This is a genomic window from Streptomyces griseomycini, assembly GCF_014203535.1.
GTDB lineage: Bacteria > Actinomycetota > Actinomycetes > Streptomycetales > Streptomycetaceae > Streptomyces > Streptomyces griseomycini.
This window is the reverse complement of sequence record NZ_JACHJI010000010.1, coordinates 299,274-315,544: the sequence shown is the minus strand read 5'-3', so window position 1 is coordinate 315,544 and position 16,271 is coordinate 299,274. Positions and strand designations below refer to the sequence as shown.

13 protein-coding genes are annotated in these 16,271 nt (G+C 74.3%); 3 read left to right on the top strand and 10 right to left on the bottom strand.

What is annotated here, in order from left to right:
• Positions 1-6 precede the first annotated feature (6 nt).
• The 3 genes from fdh to FHS37_RS27455 form a co-directional block, all read right to left on the bottom strand.
• Entirely contained in the window at positions 7-3,267 is a 3,261-nt protein-coding gene (gene fdh, locus FHS37_RS27470; RefSeq protein ID WP_229889902.1) for a formate dehydrogenase, read from the bottom strand.
• 321 nt (positions 3,268-3,588) lie between these two features.
• Complete coding sequence (gene nrfD / locus FHS37_RS27460; protein ID WP_184826005.1) at positions 3,589-4,632, bottom strand: NrfD/PsrC family molybdoenzyme membrane anchor subunit; 1,044 nt, start codon at positions 4,630-4,632, stop codon at positions 3,589-3,591.
• A complete protein-coding gene (locus FHS37_RS27455; RefSeq protein ID WP_184826003.1) occupies positions 4,629-5,555 on the bottom strand; it encodes a 4Fe-4S dicluster domain-containing protein in 927 nt (308 codons plus the stop codon). The genes nrfD and FHS37_RS27455 overlap by 4 nt, the downstream gene beginning before the upstream one ends.
• Before the next feature lie 727 nt (positions 5,556-6,282).
• On the opposite strand from FHS37_RS27455, the gene FHS37_RS27450 reads away from it, so the two are divergent.
• From FHS37_RS27450 to FHS37_RS27440, 3 genes are all read left to right on the top strand, one after another.
• On the top strand, positions 6,283-7,260 hold the full coding sequence (locus tag FHS37_RS27450) for a pyridoxal-phosphate dependent enzyme (RefSeq protein WP_184826002.1): 978 nt from the start codon (positions 6,283-6,285) through the stop codon (positions 7,258-7,260).
• Positions 7,261-7,409: 149 nt separating this feature from the next.
• Entirely contained in the window at positions 7,410-7,769 is a 360-nt protein-coding gene (locus FHS37_RS27445; protein ID WP_184826000.1) for a cupin domain-containing protein, read from the top strand.
• 144 nt (positions 7,770-7,913) lie between these two features.
• Positions 7,914-8,759 carry a class I SAM-dependent methyltransferase gene (locus FHS37_RS27440; RefSeq protein ID WP_184825998.1) on the top strand — a complete coding sequence of 282 codons (846 nt, stop codon included), beginning with the start codon at positions 7,914-7,916 and terminating at the stop codon, positions 8,757-8,759.
• A gap of 12 nt (positions 8,760-8,771) precedes the next feature.
• Here FHS37_RS27440 and FHS37_RS27435 read toward each other — a convergent pair whose 3' ends face one another.
• The 7 genes from FHS37_RS27435 to FHS37_RS27405 form a co-directional block, all read right to left on the bottom strand.
• On the bottom strand, positions 8,772-10,136 hold the full coding sequence (locus tag FHS37_RS27435) for a VWA domain-containing protein (RefSeq protein ID WP_184825997.1): 1,365 nt from the start codon (positions 10,134-10,136) through the stop codon (positions 8,772-8,774).
• Positions 10,133-10,990 carry an AAA family ATPase gene (locus FHS37_RS27430; protein WP_184825995.1) on the bottom strand — a complete coding sequence of 286 codons (858 nt, stop codon included), beginning with the start codon at positions 10,988-10,990 and terminating at the stop codon, positions 10,133-10,135. Before FHS37_RS27430 ends, FHS37_RS27435 begins: the two co-directional genes overlap by 4 nt.
• A gap of 88 nt (positions 10,991-11,078) precedes the next feature.
• Positions 11,079-12,389, bottom strand: a complete 1,311-nt coding sequence (locus tag FHS37_RS27425; protein WP_184825993.1) for an FtsX-like permease family protein — start codon at positions 12,387-12,389, stop codon at positions 11,079-11,081.
• Between the two features lie 3 nt (positions 12,390-12,392).
• A complete protein-coding gene (locus tag FHS37_RS27420; RefSeq protein WP_373304268.1) occupies positions 12,393-13,178 on the bottom strand; it encodes an ABC transporter ATP-binding protein in 786 nt (261 codons plus the stop codon).
• A 123-nt stretch (positions 13,179-13,301) separates the two neighbouring features.
• The gene (locus tag FHS37_RS27415) at positions 13,302-13,943 is read right to left on the bottom strand and encodes a LutC/YkgG family protein (RefSeq protein WP_184825989.1); all 642 of its coding nucleotides are present in this window, start codon (positions 13,941-13,943) and stop codon (positions 13,302-13,304) included.
• On the bottom strand, positions 13,940-15,466 hold the full coding sequence (locus tag FHS37_RS27410; protein WP_375372323.1) for a lactate utilization protein B: 1,527 nt from the start codon (positions 15,464-15,466) through the stop codon (positions 13,940-13,942). The genes FHS37_RS27415 and FHS37_RS27410 overlap by 4 nt, the downstream gene beginning before the upstream one ends.
• On the bottom strand, positions 15,463-16,218 hold the full coding sequence (locus FHS37_RS27405; protein ID WP_184825985.1) for a (Fe-S)-binding protein: 756 nt from the start codon (positions 16,216-16,218) through the stop codon (positions 15,463-15,465). Before FHS37_RS27405 ends, FHS37_RS27410 begins: the two co-directional genes overlap by 4 nt.
• Positions 16,219-16,271 lie beyond the last annotated feature (53 nt).

Here is a 16,271-nt window from a genome sequence, read left to right as displayed (position 1 = left end):
GGCCGCTCACGGCTCGGTGCCGGTGCGCTCGTCGATACCCGCCCGCTCCCGGTAGCCGCGCACCAGTTCCAGGGCGGCCGGGCCCCTCGGGCGGCGGCCCGGCCGGATGTCGACGGCGAACGCCTTCGTCTCCTGGATCTGCGTGTTGGGGTCCAGGGACAGGTGCAGCAGCTCGTTGGCCGCGTCGCCCGTGCTGTAGCCGTTCGGGCCCCAGTGGTAGGGGAGCCCCACCTGGTGCAGGGTGCGGCCGTGCACGGTCAGCGGCGCCATGCGGTCCGTGACCAGCACCCGCGCCTCGACGACGGCGCGGGCGCTGACGATCGTCGCCCAGCCGGTGTGCTCCAGCCCGCGCTCGGCGGCGAGTTCCGGTGACACCTCGCAGAAGAACTCCGGTTGCAGCTCGGCCAGGTAGGGCTGCCAGCGGGACATGCCGCCCGCCGTGTGGTGCTCGGTGAGCCGGTAGGTGGTGGCCACGTAGGGGAACACCTCGGTGCCCGGCTCACCGCCGCTCGGCTGGTAGCGGTTGTCCGGATGCGGCGGCAGCAGGTGCCGCACCGGGTTGCGCTGCTGCCGGTACAGCAGGTTCGGGAACGGCGAGTCCTGCGGTTCGTAGTGCGTCGGCAGCGGTCCGTCCGTGAGGCCGGACGGCACGTACAGCCACGCCTTGCCGTCGGCCTGCATGATGAACGCGTCAGTGCCCGACAGCGCCTCGGGCCCGGTCGCGTCCTCGGGGGGCCGGTGGCCGGGGGGCTTGTCCTTCTGGAAGTCGGGGACGTCGTGCCCGGTCCACTCCCCGCGCTCCGCGTCCCACCACACCAGCGCCTTGCGCTCGCTCCACGGCCTGCCCTCCGGGTCGGCCGAGGCGCGGTTGTACAGCACCCGGCGGTTGGCGGGCCAGGCCCAGCCCCACTCGCCGGCGACCCAGTCCTGCCGGTCGCCCGGCTTGCGGCGGTCGGCCTGGTTGACGCCGTCGGCGTACACCCCGCAGTAGATCCAGCAGCCGCAGGAGGTGGATCCGTCACCCTCGAGCTGCTCGTAGCCCGCGAGTGGGGCGCCCCCGGCGTCGCGCCCGTTGATCTCGGCGAGGACGGCCTCGGCGTCCGGCTCGGCGAGCTCGCCCCGCGTGGGGTAGTCCCAGGTCAGGTCGAGCAGCGGCCGGTCCATCGGATCGGTGGACGCGGCGAGCTTCTCCCGGATGATCCGCCCGAGGTGGAAGGCGAACCACAGGTCGCTGCGCGCCTCGCCGGGCGGCTCGGCGGCCTGGTGGTGCCACTGCAGCAGGCGCTGGGTGTTGGTGAAACTGCCGTCCTTCTCGGTGTGCGCGGCCGCCGGCAGGAAGAAGACCTCGGTGCCGATGTCCTCGGTGCGCAGCTCGCCCGTCTCGATCTCCGGACCGTCCTGCCACCAGGTGGCCGACTCGATGAGGGAGAAGTCCCGTACGACGAGCCAGTCCAGGCGGGCCATGCCCAGGCGCTGCAGCTTGGCGTTGGCGGAGCCGACCGCGGGGTTCTCGCCCATGAGGAAGTAGCCCTTGCAGGTGCCCTCCAACTGGGCCATGACCGTCTCGTACGTGGAGTGGGAGCCGGTCAGCCGCGGCAGGTAGTCGAAGCAGAAGTCGTTCTCCTCGGTCGCCGCGTCACCCCAGTACGCCTTGAGCAGGCTCACCAGGTAGGCCCGCATGTTGCCCCAGTAGCCCTTGCCCGCCTCGTCGGCCCGGACGAAGGATTCCAGGTCCCGGTCGTGGTGGGCGTGGGGCATCGGGATGTACCCGGGCAGCAGGTTGAACAGCGTGGGGATGTCCGTCGACCCCTGGATGGAGGCGTGGCCGCGCAGCGCGAGGATGCCGCCGCCGGGCCGGCCGATGTTGCCGAGCAGGGACTGCAGCACGGAGGCCGCGCGGATGTACTGGACGCCGGTGGTGTGCTGGGTCCAGCCGACCGCGTACGCGAAGGCGGTGGTGCGGTCCCGTCCGGAGTTCTCGGTGACCAGGTCGCACACCTGGCGGAAGAGGTCCCGGGGGACCCCGCAGACCCGCTCCACCATCTCGGGCGTGTAGCGCGCGTAGTGCCGCTTGAGCACCTGCAGGACGCAGCGCGGGTGGGTCATCGTCTCGTCGCGCTCCGGTTCGGTCCGGGAGATCGCGGGGCCGCCGGAGCCGTGGGACTCGCCGCGCGCGGCCCCGGAGACGGAGCCGTCGGCCCGGACGCTCCCACCGAACCGCTGGTCGCGCTGCCCGGAGGCCGCCCGCGCCTCGGTGCCGTGGTACTGCCAGGTGCCGGGGTCGTAGCTGCGGTTGTCGGGGTCGAGCCCAGAGAAGACGCCGTCGAGGTCCTCGGTGTCGCGGAAGTCCTCCCGCAGGATCACCGGCCCGTTGGTGTACGCGACCACGTAGTCCCGGAAGTACGCGTCACCGCTCAGGACGTGGTTGATGATCCCGCCGAGGAAGGCGATGTCCGAGCCGGCCCGCAGCGGCACGTGCACGTCGGCCAGCGCGCTGGTGCGGGTGAACCGCGGGTCGACGTGGACCACCTTCGCTCCGCGGGCCTTGGCCTCCATCACCCACTGGAACCCGACCGGATGGCACTCGGCCATGTTCGAGCCCTGGATGACGATGCAGTCGGAGTGCTGCAGGTCCTGCTGGAAGGTGGTCGCGCCGCCGCGGCCGAACGAGGTTCCCAGACCGGGAACGGTGGAGGAGTGTCAAATACGGGCCTGGTTCTCGATCTGGACGGCGCCCAGCGCGGTGAACAGCTTCTTGATGAGGTAGTTCTCCTCGTTGTCCAGCGTGGCCCCGCCGAGGCTCGCGATGCCCATGGTGCGCCGGGTGCGGGCCTGGTCCACCTCCCACTGCCAGCCGGCCCGGCGGGCCTCGATCACCCGGTCGGCGATCATGTCCATCGCCGTGTCGAGGTCGAGGCGTTCCCAGGCGGTGCCGTGCGGGCGGCGGTGGAGCACGTGGTGCTCGCGCGCGCCGCCGGTGGTCAGCTGCAGACTGGCGGCGCCCTTGGGGCACAGCCGGCCGCGCGAGACGGGGGAGTCGGGGTCGCCCTCGATCTGGGTGACGCGTCCGTCCTCGACGTAGACGTTCTGACCGCAGCCGACGGCGCAGTACGGGCACACCGACTTCACGATCCGGTCCGCCGTGGCCACCCGGGGCGCGAGCCGCGCGCTGCGCCCGCTCCTGACGGCGGCGCCGAGGCCCAGGGGGTCGGTTCCCTTGAGCTGGCGGTAGACCGGCCAGGAGTCGATCCAGGTGCGTACGCCCATGACGTCAGCCCTCTCGGAGTGCCGCTTGCCGCATGCCGTTCGGCGTGTACCGTCCGCGGTTCCCGGCCTCGGCCGGCCCGCTCCTTGCGTCGGATTCTCCCGCAGCGGACCGCGCACGGCATCTTCGAGCGCCGCGTACGGCCCGCGCCGCGGGTGCGGGGCACGGGGGACCGAGCGCGGTCGCCGCCGCGGGCGTCCCGCTCGGTCCGGTGTCCGCCGGCGTCCCGGGGCTCCTGGTGTGGGCCACCGCCGACCTCGTCGGCCGGGTGGGCGCGTGAGCGGTGACCGCGTCCGTCGTCCGCCCGCCGCCGGCCGGGACGGTCACGGCCGGCCGCCTTCGGCGCCCCCGGGGCGGGACCGGGCCGCCAGCCGTTCCCGCTGCGGTACGACCGTGTACTTCGGGTCCTCGGCCGAGGCCACCCCGGCGTGGAACACACCGAACCGCAGGGCCGCGGAACCGGCCAGCAGGGCCGTACCCGCCACGGCGCCGAGCACCCGGCTCCGGCGGCGGCCCGCGCACGCCGCCAGTGCGGCACCGCCGGCCGTGAGCACCTCCGCGGTGCGCAGCAACCCGTGCGGCCGGCCCGTCTCGTACGGCTCGGCCGCCAGTCCCATGCGCCGCTTCATCAGCCGGAAGGCGCCCAGTTCGAGCGCCGCGCCCAGGACGGCCGCACGGCGCGCCGGGCCGGTCTGGCCGGCGGGCGCTCCGGCCAGGGCGAGCCCGGCCGCCGCGGTGGCGGCGGAACCGGCGAAGACGAAGGGCAGTTCGCGGTGGCCCTCGTGCCACGAGGGCACGGCCGTGTCGGAGATCAGCACGGCGGTGTACGTCGCCACCACCGGGCCGAGGGCGGCCGCGCCGGCCGTGGCGGCGGCGCCCACGACCCGGTACCGGCCCGTGACGTCGGCGGCGGCCGCGGCCACCGTGAGCGGTGCGTAGCCCGCCAGCAGCCACGAGCCCAGGCTCATCGGGGACGTGGGTTTGACGACGCGGAGCATGTTGAGGAAGCGGGCGGGGCGCCCGAGGTCGTGCACCAGCGCCGCCAGCGAGACGGAGATCGCGCCCGCCGCCCCCAGCTTCGCCGTGCGGGCCAGGACCGGCCGGGCGGTGGCGTCCGCCCCGGCGGCCAGCAGCGACGACGCCCCGGCGAGACCGCCGCAGAAGAGGTAGCCCGCGATGTCCAGCGCCTTCCACGTCGGTCGGTTGAGGACCGGCTCGCCGTAGTACGAGGAGAACTCGGCGTCGGGCACCACGGCCCGCTCGCCGCGTCCGCGGCCCCGACGGCGCCCGGCGTGCGCTCCGGTGAGGGCGTCGCGTCCGGGACGGGCGCCCTCCACCCCGTCACGGGAGACGTCGGACCCGCTCATCGGGGCCTCCCGGCGAAGCAGACGGCCGCCAGCGCGGTGAGCGAGACGGCGGCCGCCGCCGCGTGCCGCCACATGGCGGGCAGATCGCGGGTGGTGACGACCGGGTCGGGCGGCAGCCCGTACACCTCCGGCTCGTCCAGCAGCAGGAAGAACGCGCCGTCGCCCCCGACGCCGTCCTCCGGGTCCGCGCCGTACAGGCGTGCGTCCGTGACGCCCGCGGCGTGCAGTCGCGCGACGCGGGCCGCCGCACGCTCGCGCAACTCCTCCAGCGGGCCGAACTGGATGGAGTCGGTCGGGCAGGACTTGGCGCAGGCCGGTTCCATGCCGACGCCGAGCCGGTCGTAGCACAGGGTGCACTTCCAGGCGCGTCCGTCGCCCGGACGCTGGTCGATGACGCCGTACGGGCAGGCCGGCACGCAGTAGCCGCAGCCGTTGCAGACGTCCTCCTGCACGACGACCGTGCCGAACTCGGTCCGGAAGAGGGATCCGGTGGGGCACACGTCGAGACAGGCGGCTCGGGTGCAGTGCTTGCACACGTCGGACGACATCAGCCAGCGCAGCTCGGTGCGCCCGTCGGGCGCGAGGGGGGAGCCCGGCGGGGCGCCGAGCCCCCGGGCCGCGGCGAAGACGTCGATGTCCTCGTGGTCCTCGTGGTTCCCGTGGCCGACGCCCGGTTCCTGACCGCCCAGCGGCTTGCGCTGCTCGACGAAGGCCACGTGCCGCCAGGTGCTCGCACCGAGCCCCTGGGTGTTGTCGTAGGACATGCCGGTCAGCTCCAGGCCGTCCTCCGGGATCGCGTTCCACTCCTTGCACGCCACCTCGCACGCCTTGCACCCGATGCACACCGAGGTGTCCGTGAAGAAGCCCACGCGGGGCGGCGCGCCCGTGGAGCCGGCCGCTCGCGCTGCGGTGTCGTCCGTCATGCGGGGACCTCCTCGTCCTCTCACGCGTCGTCCCCCTCTTTCCGTCTCCCCCGCCGCGCCGCGCCGGGGGAGGCGGTACGTCCCGGCCGGCGGCATCGGGTGCGGGGCGCCCTCCGGGAAGCCCGCGCACCGGCCGGGCCGGGAGCCGATCGGGACGCGGCCGGGCCGGTGGGGGCGGAGGATCCGCACCGGGGCGGTCTGCGGCAGGGGCGGCCGGCCGGGTGAGCACGCCCGCCACAGTGGGGAACGGCCCGGCGGATCCGGTGGCGTACCGGGGGAAGAGCGGCCCGCCGGCCACGGGCACCAGGGGGCCGGGGGCGGTCCCCCGGCAGGAACGAGCCGGTGGCCGGGAACACCCTGTGCACCGTCCCCCCGCCCGCGGGCGGGGGCGGGGCCGCCGTCCGCTCACCGCGCGCAGCGGGACGGACCGGCCCGTCCTCCTCGGGCACCGCCACGAGAGTGTCCGCCCTCCTGTCGCCCGGCCCTTCCGGTCGTCCACCGCGTCCGGCCGCCCACCGTTCGCTCCGAGCCTGGCACGGATGCCCTCGGCGTGCGCGGCCACGACCGCCACCACGGTGAACGGAAGCCGGGGCGGCCGGCCGGCGGATCGGGCGACACGTGCGGGGCCCGGCCGTCAGACTCTTGTGAGGGCCGGACGGTCCGCTGACCGCCCGGCCGGGTATCCGTCGTCCGGACGTACGGTCCGAGCATCTGTTGGAGGCACCGCGTGACGACCACGCATCCGCCCGTCACCCTCGACGACGTCCGCGCCGCGGCCGTGCGCCTCAAGGGCGTGGCGCACCGCACGCCGGTCCTGCGCTCGCGCACCCTGGACGCGCTCGTCGGCGCCGAGGTCCACCTCAAGTGCGAGAACTTCCAGCGGGTCGGCGCCTTCAAGTTCCGCGGCGCCTACCACGCGGCCTCCCGCCTCACTCCCGAGCAGCTGTCCCGGGGCGTCGCCGCCTACTCCTCCGGCAACCACGCCCAGGCCGTGGCCCTGGCCGCCCGGGAGCTGGGCACCACCGCCGTCATCGTCATGCCCGAGGACGCACCGCCGTCGAAGCGCGCGGCCACCGAGGGGTACGGGGCCGAGATCGTCACGTACGACCGCTACACCGGTGACCGCGTCGCCGTCGCGGAGGCACTGGCCGCCGAGCGCGGCCTGGCCCTCATCCCCCCGTACGAGCACCCGCACGTCATCGCCGGACAGGGCACGGCGGCCCTCGAACTCCTCGAGGAGGCGGGGGAGCTGGGCGCGCTGCTCGCACCGGTCGGCGGCGGCGGACTGATCGCCGGAAGCGCCACCGCCGTCAAGGGCCTGTGCCCCGCGGCGCGGGTGATCGGCGTCGAGCCGGAGGCCGGGGACGACACCAAGCGGTCACTGGAGGCCGGGCACCGCGTGAGCATCCCGGTCCCGCACACCATCGCCGACGGCCAGGCGCTGCACACCCCCGGTGAGCTGACGTTCTCCCTCAACCGGCGGCTGCTGGACGGGATCGTGCTGGTCGGCGACGACGAGATCAGGGACGCGATGCGGTTCGCCTTCGAGCGGCTGAAGGTCGTCCTGGAGCCGAGCGGGGCCACCGCGCTGGCCGCGCTGCTCACCGGCCGCGCGGGCGCCCTCCCGGACCGGGTCGGGGTGATCCTCTCCGGCGGGAACGTCGACGCCGGGCGCTTCGCGCGGCTCTGCGGATCCGGCGGCTGACGCACCGGTCCGGTCCCCGTCGCCCGGATGGCGTCCCCGAGCGGACGGGCGGACGATGAAGTGGTGGGGCCCGGCCCCCGCCGGTGCCGTTCGGGGCAGACGGAGACCGGACCCGGTCGTGCAGGCGGCGACCGGAAGGGAGAAGGGGCATGCTCGAGGTCAAGACGCTGGACAAGCCGGACGAGCGGAGGGATTTCCCCAGGGGGCACCTCGAAGCCGTCCACATGACGGGGCTGGACTTCGCCGTGGCCACCTTCGAGCCGGGGTGGCGCTGGTCCGAGTCCGTCGGCCCCATCGCGGGCACCGAAAGCTGCCGGATCCACCACAACGGCTACGTCGTCCAGGGCCGCATGCGCATCCGCATGGACGACGGCGCCGAGAGCGAGGTGGGTCCCGGCGACGTCTTCGTCTGCCCGCCCGGCCACGACGCGTGGGTCGTCGGTGACGACCAGGTGGTGGTGTACGACTTCGCGGGCGGCATGGCCCAGACGTACGCGAAGGCGGACTGACCGGCCCGGGCCGGTCATCCGGAGCCGTGTCCCCGACGGGCCTGCCCGCCCCTGCCCGTGAAGCACTCGGCGGGCCGCCCGTCGGCGGTGGCCGCGGCGGCACCCGCGGGCGGGCGGAACCGGACGAACCCGAGGAGCGCAGTCATGGCGAACGCGACCGGCACGGACGAGGCGGACCGTGCGCTGAAGGCCGGGCACCGGGCGTTGTGGGCCGAGGGCGACTACCCCTCCGTGGCCGCCGAGCTGATCCCCGACCTGGGGAGGATCCTGGTCGAGGCGTCCGGGGTGGGGCCCGGCGACCGGGTGCTGGACGTCGCGGCCGGTACCGGCAACGCCGCGATACCGGCGGCCCTGGCCGGCGCGGACGTGGTGGCCGCCGACCTCACCCCCGAGCTGCTGGCCACCGGACGGCGGCTGGCGGAGGAGAGGGGCGCGGAACTGCGCTGGCAGGAGGCCGACGCCGAGGCGCTGCCCTTCGACGACGCCGCCTTCGACGCCGTGCTGTCCTGCGTCGGGGTCATGTTCGCCCCGCACCACCGGGCGGCGGCCGGCGAACTGGTCCGCGTCTGCCGGCCGGGCGGCACGATCGCGCTGCTGAGCTGGACGCCCGAGGGTTTCGTCGGGCGCATGCTGGGCGCGATGAAGCCGTACGCGCCGCCGCCCCCGCCCGGTGCGCAGCCGCCCCCGCTGTGGGGGGACCCGGAGCACGTGGAGGCGCTCCTCGGCGACCGGATCACGGACGTGACGGCCGAACGCCGCACGGTCGTGGTCGACCGCTTCGCGACGCCCGAGGCGTTCCGGGACTACTTCAAGCAGCGCTACGGCCCGACCATCGCCGTCTACCGGGCCAACGCCGACGACCCCGGGCGCACCGCGGCCCTGGACCGGGACCTGGCCGACCTCGCCCGCCGCCACGACCGGGGGACGAGGGCCGGCACCGTGGTGATGGAGTGGGAGTACCTGCTGTTCACCGCCCGCAGGGCCGCCTGACCCCCGGCGCGGTCACACCGGCAGCAACCGCCCGACCAGCGCGCTCAACTGCCGTGCGGTGCGGCACTCGTGCATCTCCACCAGCTCGGCGTACGCGGGTGCGGCGGAGTCGCCGGTGCCCCAGCGGGAGCGCTGCTCGGGATTGAGCCAGTACACGCGCCGGGCCCGGCCGGCCAGTTCACGCACGGCCGGCAGGTTCGGGTCGGCCGTGTTGGTGCGGGCGTCGCCGAGGACGAACACGGTCGTACGCGGGCCGACGGCGTCGGCGTACCGTTCGGTGAACTCGCCCAGCGCCGTGCCGTAGTCGCTGCTGCCGTGCCAGCCGGTGACGGCCGCCTCGCCGCGGATCCGCCCGCTCAGGTCCTCCGGGTCGGCGGCGCCGTGCACGAGCAGCCCGGTCACCTCGTCGATCCGGTTGACGAAGGCGAACACCCGCACCTTCGAGAACTGGTCGTGCAGCGCCTGCACCAGCAGCATCGTGAAGTCGGAGAACCCGGACACCGAGCCGGACACGTCGCACAGCAGCACCAGTTCGGGCCGGGCGGGCCGACGCCGGCGCAGCACCGGCCGCACCGGCACCCCGCCCGTCGACAGCGAACCGCGCAGGGTCCGCCGCAGATCGATGCTGCCGCGCGCGGCCCGGCGGCGCCGCGCGGCCAGCCGGGTCGCCAGCTTGCGGGCCAACGGCCGCACCGTCCGGCGCAGTTCGGCCAGCCGGTCCTTCCCGGCGAACAGGAAGTCGACACGGTCGGCGGACGGGGCCACCGCGCGCCGGGCGACCTCGTCCCGACCGCGCCGTTCGGCGACCCGGCGCCGCGCCTCCGCGGCCACCAGCCGCCGGAACTCCTCGATACGGCGCCGGATCTCGTCCTCCAGCAGCCGGTCGCCGAATCCGGCCGCTCCGTCCCGTGCCCGGACCTCGTCCCGCACCCGCGCGAGCAGCGTCTGCGGGCGCAGCCGGTCCAGCGTCTGGTACGACGACCAGCCGTCCGACGCCGGTGAACTCCCGTACCCGCCGAAGCCGTCGACCGCCTCCACCGCCAACCGGGCCGTCAGCGCCGCGTCGCCGTCGGCGAGCGCGGCCGCCAGCCGCTCGCGCAGGTCGTCCCGGTCCGCGGGGCCGGCTCCCGGGGCGCCGACCCCGCGCGGGAAGTACAGGTCGAAGACCGCGTCGAACACCGGGCGTCGACCGGCCGTGTGCAGCAGGGTGGCAGCCAGGCCCTCCCGCAGCCGGTCCCGGTCCACGAGCCCGAGCGCCTCCACCGCGCGGGCCGCGTCCACGGTCTCGCCGGTACCGACGCGCACGCCGTGCGCGCGGAGCGCGTCGACGAGGCCGGTCAGCCGTGCCGCGAGATCCGGGTCCGCGACGGCGTTCACACGGCGTCCAGGTCGAGTTTGGCTGCGGCCTTCTGGATGTCGTCCTGGTGCTTGAGGACCACGCCCAGGCTGTCGCGCACGACCGTCTCGTCCAGGGTGCCGGCGCCCAGCGCCAGCAGGGTGCGGGCCCAGTCGACGGTCTCGGCGACCGACGGCACCTTGCGCAGGTCCATGGCGCGCAGCGCCCCCACCACCCGTACGACGGACTCGGCCAGCGCGGCGTCGAGCCCCGGCACCTTCAGCCGCACGATCCGCCGCTCCAGCTCCGCGTCGGGGAAGCCGATGTGCAGGAACAGGCAGCGGCGGCGCAGCGCCTCGGACAGCTCGCGGGTGGCGTTCGAGGTGAGGACGACGAACGGACGGCGGGTCGCGGTGACCGTGCCCAGCTCGGGAACGGTCACCTGGAAGTCGCTGAGCACCTCCAGGAGCAGGCCCTCCACCTCGACGTCCGCCTTGTCGGTCTCGTCGATCAGCAGCACCTTGGGGTCGTCGCCGCGGATGGCGGTCAGCAGCGGACGGGGGAGCAGGAACTCCTCGCTGAAGATGTCCGTGCGCGTCTCGTCCCAGGCCTCGTCCCGGCCGGCGCTGATGCGCAGCAGCTGCTTGGCGTGGTTCCACTCGTACAGCGCCCGCGACTCGTCGACGCCCTCGTAGCACTGCAGGCGCACCAGCCGGGCCCCGGCGACCTGCGCGACGGCCTTGGCCAGCTCGGTCTTGCCGACCCCCGCGGGGCCCTCCACCAGCAGCGGCTTGCCCAGGCGGTCGGCGAGGAAGACGGTCGTGGCGACCGCGGGCGACGCGAGATAGCCGGTCCCGGCGAGCCGCGCGGAGACGTCGTCGACGGAAGTGAACAACAGGGGCCTCCGGCTGAGCACGGGAACGACGGTGTCCGGACACCCCAGGGGTGCCCGGACACCATCCAAGCGCTTGCTCACCACTCTGTCACGCGGTTGCGGCCACCGCCCGCACCGCCGGCGTGCGCAGCACGCGCCGGGCCGTGGCCAGGCTCGTCCCGAGCGTCGCCGCCGCGCCGATCGAGGCGACGGCCGCCCACACGCCGAACACCTGCTCCGGCAGCACCGCGTCACCGCGGACCACGGTGAACGGCACGATCCCGGCCAGTGCCGCCAGCGTGCCGAACAGCAGCCCGACGACCGTGAGGACCAGCCCCTCGGCCCCCACCACTCCCAGCACCTGCCCGGGCGTGGCCCCGGCGAGGCGCTGCTGCCCGAACTCCCGGCCGCGGTAGGTCGTCGCCGCGTACAGCGAGTTGACCAGCATCACGCAGACGAACACCACGATGATGCCGACCACCGTGAAGTTCAGCGTCTCCAGGTTCTTGGCGTCGACCGACTTCACCAGGCCCGAGGCCGCCACCGCGTCGCTCTCCACCGCCTGCATGGTGAGGGTCGCCGTGGACACCGCCGTGAACAGGATCAGCGACATCAGGATCCCGGCGAGGTCCCCGGCCCGCTGCCGCAGGTTCCGTACCGCCAGCCACCCGCTCGCCCCGCCCGGTGCCAGCCGGCCGAGCACGCCCTCCAGCAGCCGCGGCGCCATCAGCGCCAGCCCCACCGACAGCAGGATCGCCCCGTACGCGGGCGGCGCCATCAGCGCGCCGTCCGTCGCCGAGAAGGCGAACGTGGAGCACACCGCCGCCGTACCGGCCGCCAGCGCCCCGTAGGCGAGGAACGACCGCGCCCTGCCGTGCCGCCGCCGCCCCCGCGTCGCGCGCCGCAGCGCGAGGAACGCCGCGCCCGCCGAGGCGAGCAGGGTGATGTCGATGCCGGACATCAGCGCGATGACCCCGAAGGAGTGGTCCACGGACCCGGCGACCTGCCCGCTGTCCCGGAACACCTCGAGCAGCAGCCGCCCGCCCAGCACCGCCGGGACGACCGCCAGCGCCGCGCCCACCAGGGCCACGACCGCCGCCTCACCCACGACCATCCGCTTCAACTGCGCCGGGGTCGCACCCGAGCAGCGCAGCAGCTCCAGCTCGGCCGCCCGTTGCCGCACGTTCACCGTCAGGGTCGAGGCGACGGCGAAGAACACCAGCAGCGTGCCGTACCCGCCGACCACGCCGGCCGCCGTGCGGAGGGTCTCGGCGCTCACCGGGTCCACGCCCGGCCGGCCGGCGGTGTCGTGCATCGAGTTGAACGTCATGATGACCGCCGCGCCCAGGAAGGCGGACAGCAGCGTCGCGAGGAACCGTCCGGGCCGCTGCCGGATCGACCGCATGGCCAGTACGAACACGGCTCACACCCCCGCCGTCGTCTCGTCGCCCAGGTGCGCCAGCCGCTCGGCCACCGCGTCCGCCGTCGGCGCGTCCAGCCGGCCGGCCAGCCTGCCGTCCGCGAGGAACAGCACGCTGTCGGCGTAGGAGGCGGCGACCGGGTCGTGCGTCACCATCACCACGGTCCGCCCGTGCACCCGCACCGCCTGCCGGAGCAGCGCCAGAACCTCCCGCGCGCTGCGCGTGTCCAGCGCACCGGTCGGCTCGTCCGCGAAGATCACCCGGGGTTCGGTGACCAGCGCCCGGGCGATCGCCACGCGCTGCCGCTGACCGCCGGAGAGCTGGTCGGGCCGGTGCCCGAGCCGGTCGCCCAGACCGACGGCGGCCAAGGTCTCCCGGACGCGCGCCCGGTCCACGCGCCGCCCGGCCAGCTTCAGCGGCAGGACCGTGTTCTGCACGACGGTCAGCGTCTCCAGCAGGTTGTACTGCTGGAACACGAACCCGATCCGCCCGCGCCGGAACTTCGTCAGCTCCGCCTCGCTGCCGCCCGTCAGCTCGGTTCCGTCGACCCGGACGATGCCGCTGTCCGGCCGGTCCAGCCCGGCCGCGCACTGCAGCAGCGTGGACTTGCCCGAGCCCGACGGCCCCATGACCGCCGTGAACGTGCCGCGCCCCAGGCCGAGCGTCACCCCGTCGAGCGCGGTCACGGCGCTGTCCGCGGTGCCGTAGGACTTGGTGACCTTCACCAGCCGCAGCGCCTCGGGGGCGGGTCCCGTGTCGTGGTCGCGTCGTGCCCCGTTGCGAAACATCGGCATCTCCTCCGTCCGGCACGTCCTGTGCCACGCCGAAGACGCTACGGAGGAGAGGGCCGCGGCACATTGGGCGCAGAGCCCGTATCCACGGGTGTACTCAGCGACACCCCCCGAGGGGGCTCACCCGACGAGCACGACCTCCAGCGTGCGCGGCCCGTGCACGCCCTCCACCCGGTCGAGTTCGATGTCGCTCGTCGCCGACGGCCCGGAGATCCAGGTGAGCGGGCGGGCCGGGTCGAGGCGTTCGAGGGCCTGGGGGACGGAGGAGACGACCTGGTCCGGGACGCGGACCACGCAGATGTGGTGGTCGGGGACCAGGGTGATGCGACGGCGGCCCTGGTCGGGGGAGCCGTCCAGGACGACGGTGCCGGTCTCGGCGATCGCGACCGCGCAGGCGGTGACCACGCTGTCGACCCGGTCCAGTTCGTGCGGGGTGCTCTCCGCACGGTCCGCCACCCGCGCCACCTCCGCCGATGCGAGCCAGTCCTCGTCGAGGCCGGGCGGCACGAGCACCGACGACGCGCCGCGCGCCGCGAGCAGCCCGGCGACCACCCCGGCCAGCCCGGCCGCGTCCGTACGGTGCACGAGCGCCCGGTAGTCGGCCAGGTTCTCCGCGAGGAGGTCCACCGTCTCCTCGACGGTGCGCTCACCGTGCTCGCGCAGGTAGTCACGGGCGACGGCCCGCTCGTACGGGGTGTCGTCGCGCGGTACGTCGGCGAGGGCCCGCCGCACCCGGCCCAGGATCCGTTCCCTGCTGCTCACTTCGCCGCTCCCTTCCCGCCCTGCGTGCGCTGCCACCAGTCCCGGAACGGTTCCGCCGGCACCGGCGGAAGGTCCCGGGTGCCGCTCCAGGCGCGGCCGGGGCCCGGCAGGGTGCGCGGATGGAGCCGGCGGGTGCGCGAGGCGAGGCGCTGGCCGGTGCGCAGGGCCCCGGGGCGCGCGAAAGCCCAGCGGGCGGCGCGCATCGCGGCGCGCTCGGCGGCGTGCCCCTTGGCCGGCTTGAGCACCACCTTGTTGCCGTTCCGGGTCACCTCCCCGCCCTGGGCCACCCGTTCCCGCAGGTGCACCAGCACCTCGGGGATGTCGATGGCGACCGGGCACACCTCGTAGCAGGCCCCGCACAGCGACGAGGCGTACGGCAGGGACGCGTCGATCTCGCTGCCGGTGCCCCGCAGCTGAGGGCTGAGGATGGCGCCGATCGGCCCCGGGTAGACCGAGCCGTAGGCGTGGCCGCCGGCCCGCTCGTAGACCGGGCAGACGTTGAGGCAGGCCGAGCAGCGGATGCAGCGCAGCGCCTGCCGGCCCACCTCGTCGGAGAGGGCGTCGGTGCGGCCGTTGTCCAGCAGGACCAGGTGGAAGTTCCGCGGCCCGTCCTCGTCGGTGGTGCCGGTCCACATCGAGGTGTACGGGTTCATCCGCTCGGCGGTCGAGGAGCGTGGCAGGGTCTGCAGGAACACCTCCAGGTCCCGCCAGGTCGGCACGGTCTTCTCGATGCCGACGACCGAGATCAGCGTCTCGGGCAGGGTCAGGCACATCCGCCCGTTGCCCTCGGACTCCACCACCACCAGCGTGCCGGTCTCGGCGACCATGAAGTTGGCGCCGGAGACGCCGACCTTGGCGCGCAGGAACTTCTCCCGCAGGTGCAGCCGCGCCGCCTCGGCGAGTTCGGCGGGCGCGTCCGTCAGCCCCTCGGGGGCGGGGCGGCCCCACTCGCTCATCTCGCGGGCGAAGATCTCCCGGATCTCCCCGCGGTTGCGGTGGATCGCGGGCACCAGGATGTGCGAGGGCCGGTCCTCGCCCAACTGCACGATCAGCTCGGCCAGATCGGTCTCGTAGGCGGCGATGCCCTCCGCCTCCAGGGCTTCGTTGAGCCCGGTCTCCTGCGTGGCCATCGACTTGACCTTGACGACCTCCGACTCACCGGTCGCCTTCACCAGCTCGGTGACGATCCGGTTGGCCTCGTCGGCGTCGACGGCCCAGTGCACGGTGCCGCCCGCCGCCGTCACCGACTCCTCCAGCTGCTCGAGGTGGCGGTCGAGGTGGCGGAGCGTGTGGTCCTTGATCCGCTTGCCGGCCTCGCGCAGCTCGGCCCAGTCGGAGACCTCCGCGACGGCATTCGCCCGCTTGGCCCGGATGGTGTGCGTGGCGTGCCGCAGGTTGCCGCGCAGGGTGGTGTCGCGGACGGCGTTCCGCGCGGCGGCGGGAAACGCCGGGTGGGTGGGTGGGGGAAACGCCGGGTGGGTGGGTGGGGGAAACACAGGCATTCCGACGAACGTTCCGCTCATGCGGCCGGCTCCTCCTCCGTGCTCGCCAGGATCTCCGCGATGTGCACCGGTCGCATGCCGGTGCGCAGCCTGGTCATCGTTCCGCCGATGTGCATCAGGCAGGAGTTGTCCGCCGCGCACAGCACCTCGGCGCCCGTCGACTCGGCGTTGCGCACCTTGTCGGCGCCCATCGCCGCCGAGACGTCGGAGTTCTTCAGCGCGAAGGTGCCGCCGAAACCGCAGCACTCCTCGGCGCCCGGCAACTCGACCAGCTCCAGCCCCTTCACCGCCTCCAGCAGCCGCCGGGGCCGGTCGCCGAGGCCCAGTCCGCGCAGCCCGTGACAGGTCGGGTGATAGGTCACCGTGTGCGGGTAGTACGCCCCGACGTCCGTCACCCCCAGCACGTCCACCAGGAACTCCGTGAGCTCGTACGTCTTCGGCACCACCGGCGCCAGCGTCGCCGCGAGGGTGTCCCCGCGGCCCTCCGCCCGGGCCCGCTCGCCCATCCGCGGATACAGCTCCCGCACCATCGCCCCGCACGACCCGGACGGCGTCACGATCGCCTCGTAGTCCTCGAAGACGTCGGAGAAGTGCCGGGCGAGCGGCTCGGCCTCGTGACGGTAACCCGTGTTGTAGTGCGCCTGACCGCAACAGGTCTGCGCCATCGGGAAGTCGACGCCGACGCCCAGCCTGGTCAGGAGTTTCACCACGGCGCGCCCGGTGTCCGGATAGAGCGTGTCGTTGACACAGGTCAGGAACAGGGCGACACGCATCGCGGCTCCTTGTGGATCGATCATCGGGGGAATGCAGGGTAGTCCGGGGACGA

What these genes read in the sequence shown, in the direction of transcription:
- FHS37_RS27440 (WP_184825998.1), top strand. Translation starts at nt 7,914, where the DNA reads ATGGCGAACGCGACCGGCACGGACGAGGCGGACCGTGCGCTGAAGGCC.
- FHS37_RS27455 (WP_184826003.1), bottom strand. Translation starts at nt 5,555, where the DNA reads ATGACGGACGACACCGCAGCGCGAGCGGCCGGCTCCACGGGCGCGCCG.
- nrfD (WP_184826005.1), bottom strand. Translation starts at nt 4,632, where the DNA reads ATGAGCGGGTCCGACGTCTCCCGTGACGGGGTGGAGGGCGCCCGTCCC.
- FHS37_RS27445 (WP_184826000.1), top strand. Translation starts at nt 7,410, where the DNA reads ATGCTCGAGGTCAAGACGCTGGACAAGCCGGACGAGCGGAGGGATTTC.
- FHS37_RS27420 (WP_373304268.1), bottom strand. Translation starts at nt 13,178, where the DNA reads ATGTTTCGCAACGGGGCACGACGCGACCACGACACGGGACCCGCCCCC.
- FHS37_RS27410 (WP_375372323.1), bottom strand. Translation starts at nt 15,466, where the DNA reads ATGAGCGGAACGTTCGTCGGAATGCCTGTGTTTCCCCCACCCACCCAC.
- FHS37_RS27405 (WP_184825985.1), bottom strand. Translation starts at nt 16,218, where the DNA reads ATGCGTGTCGCCCTGTTCCTGACCTGTGTCAACGACACGCTCTATCCG.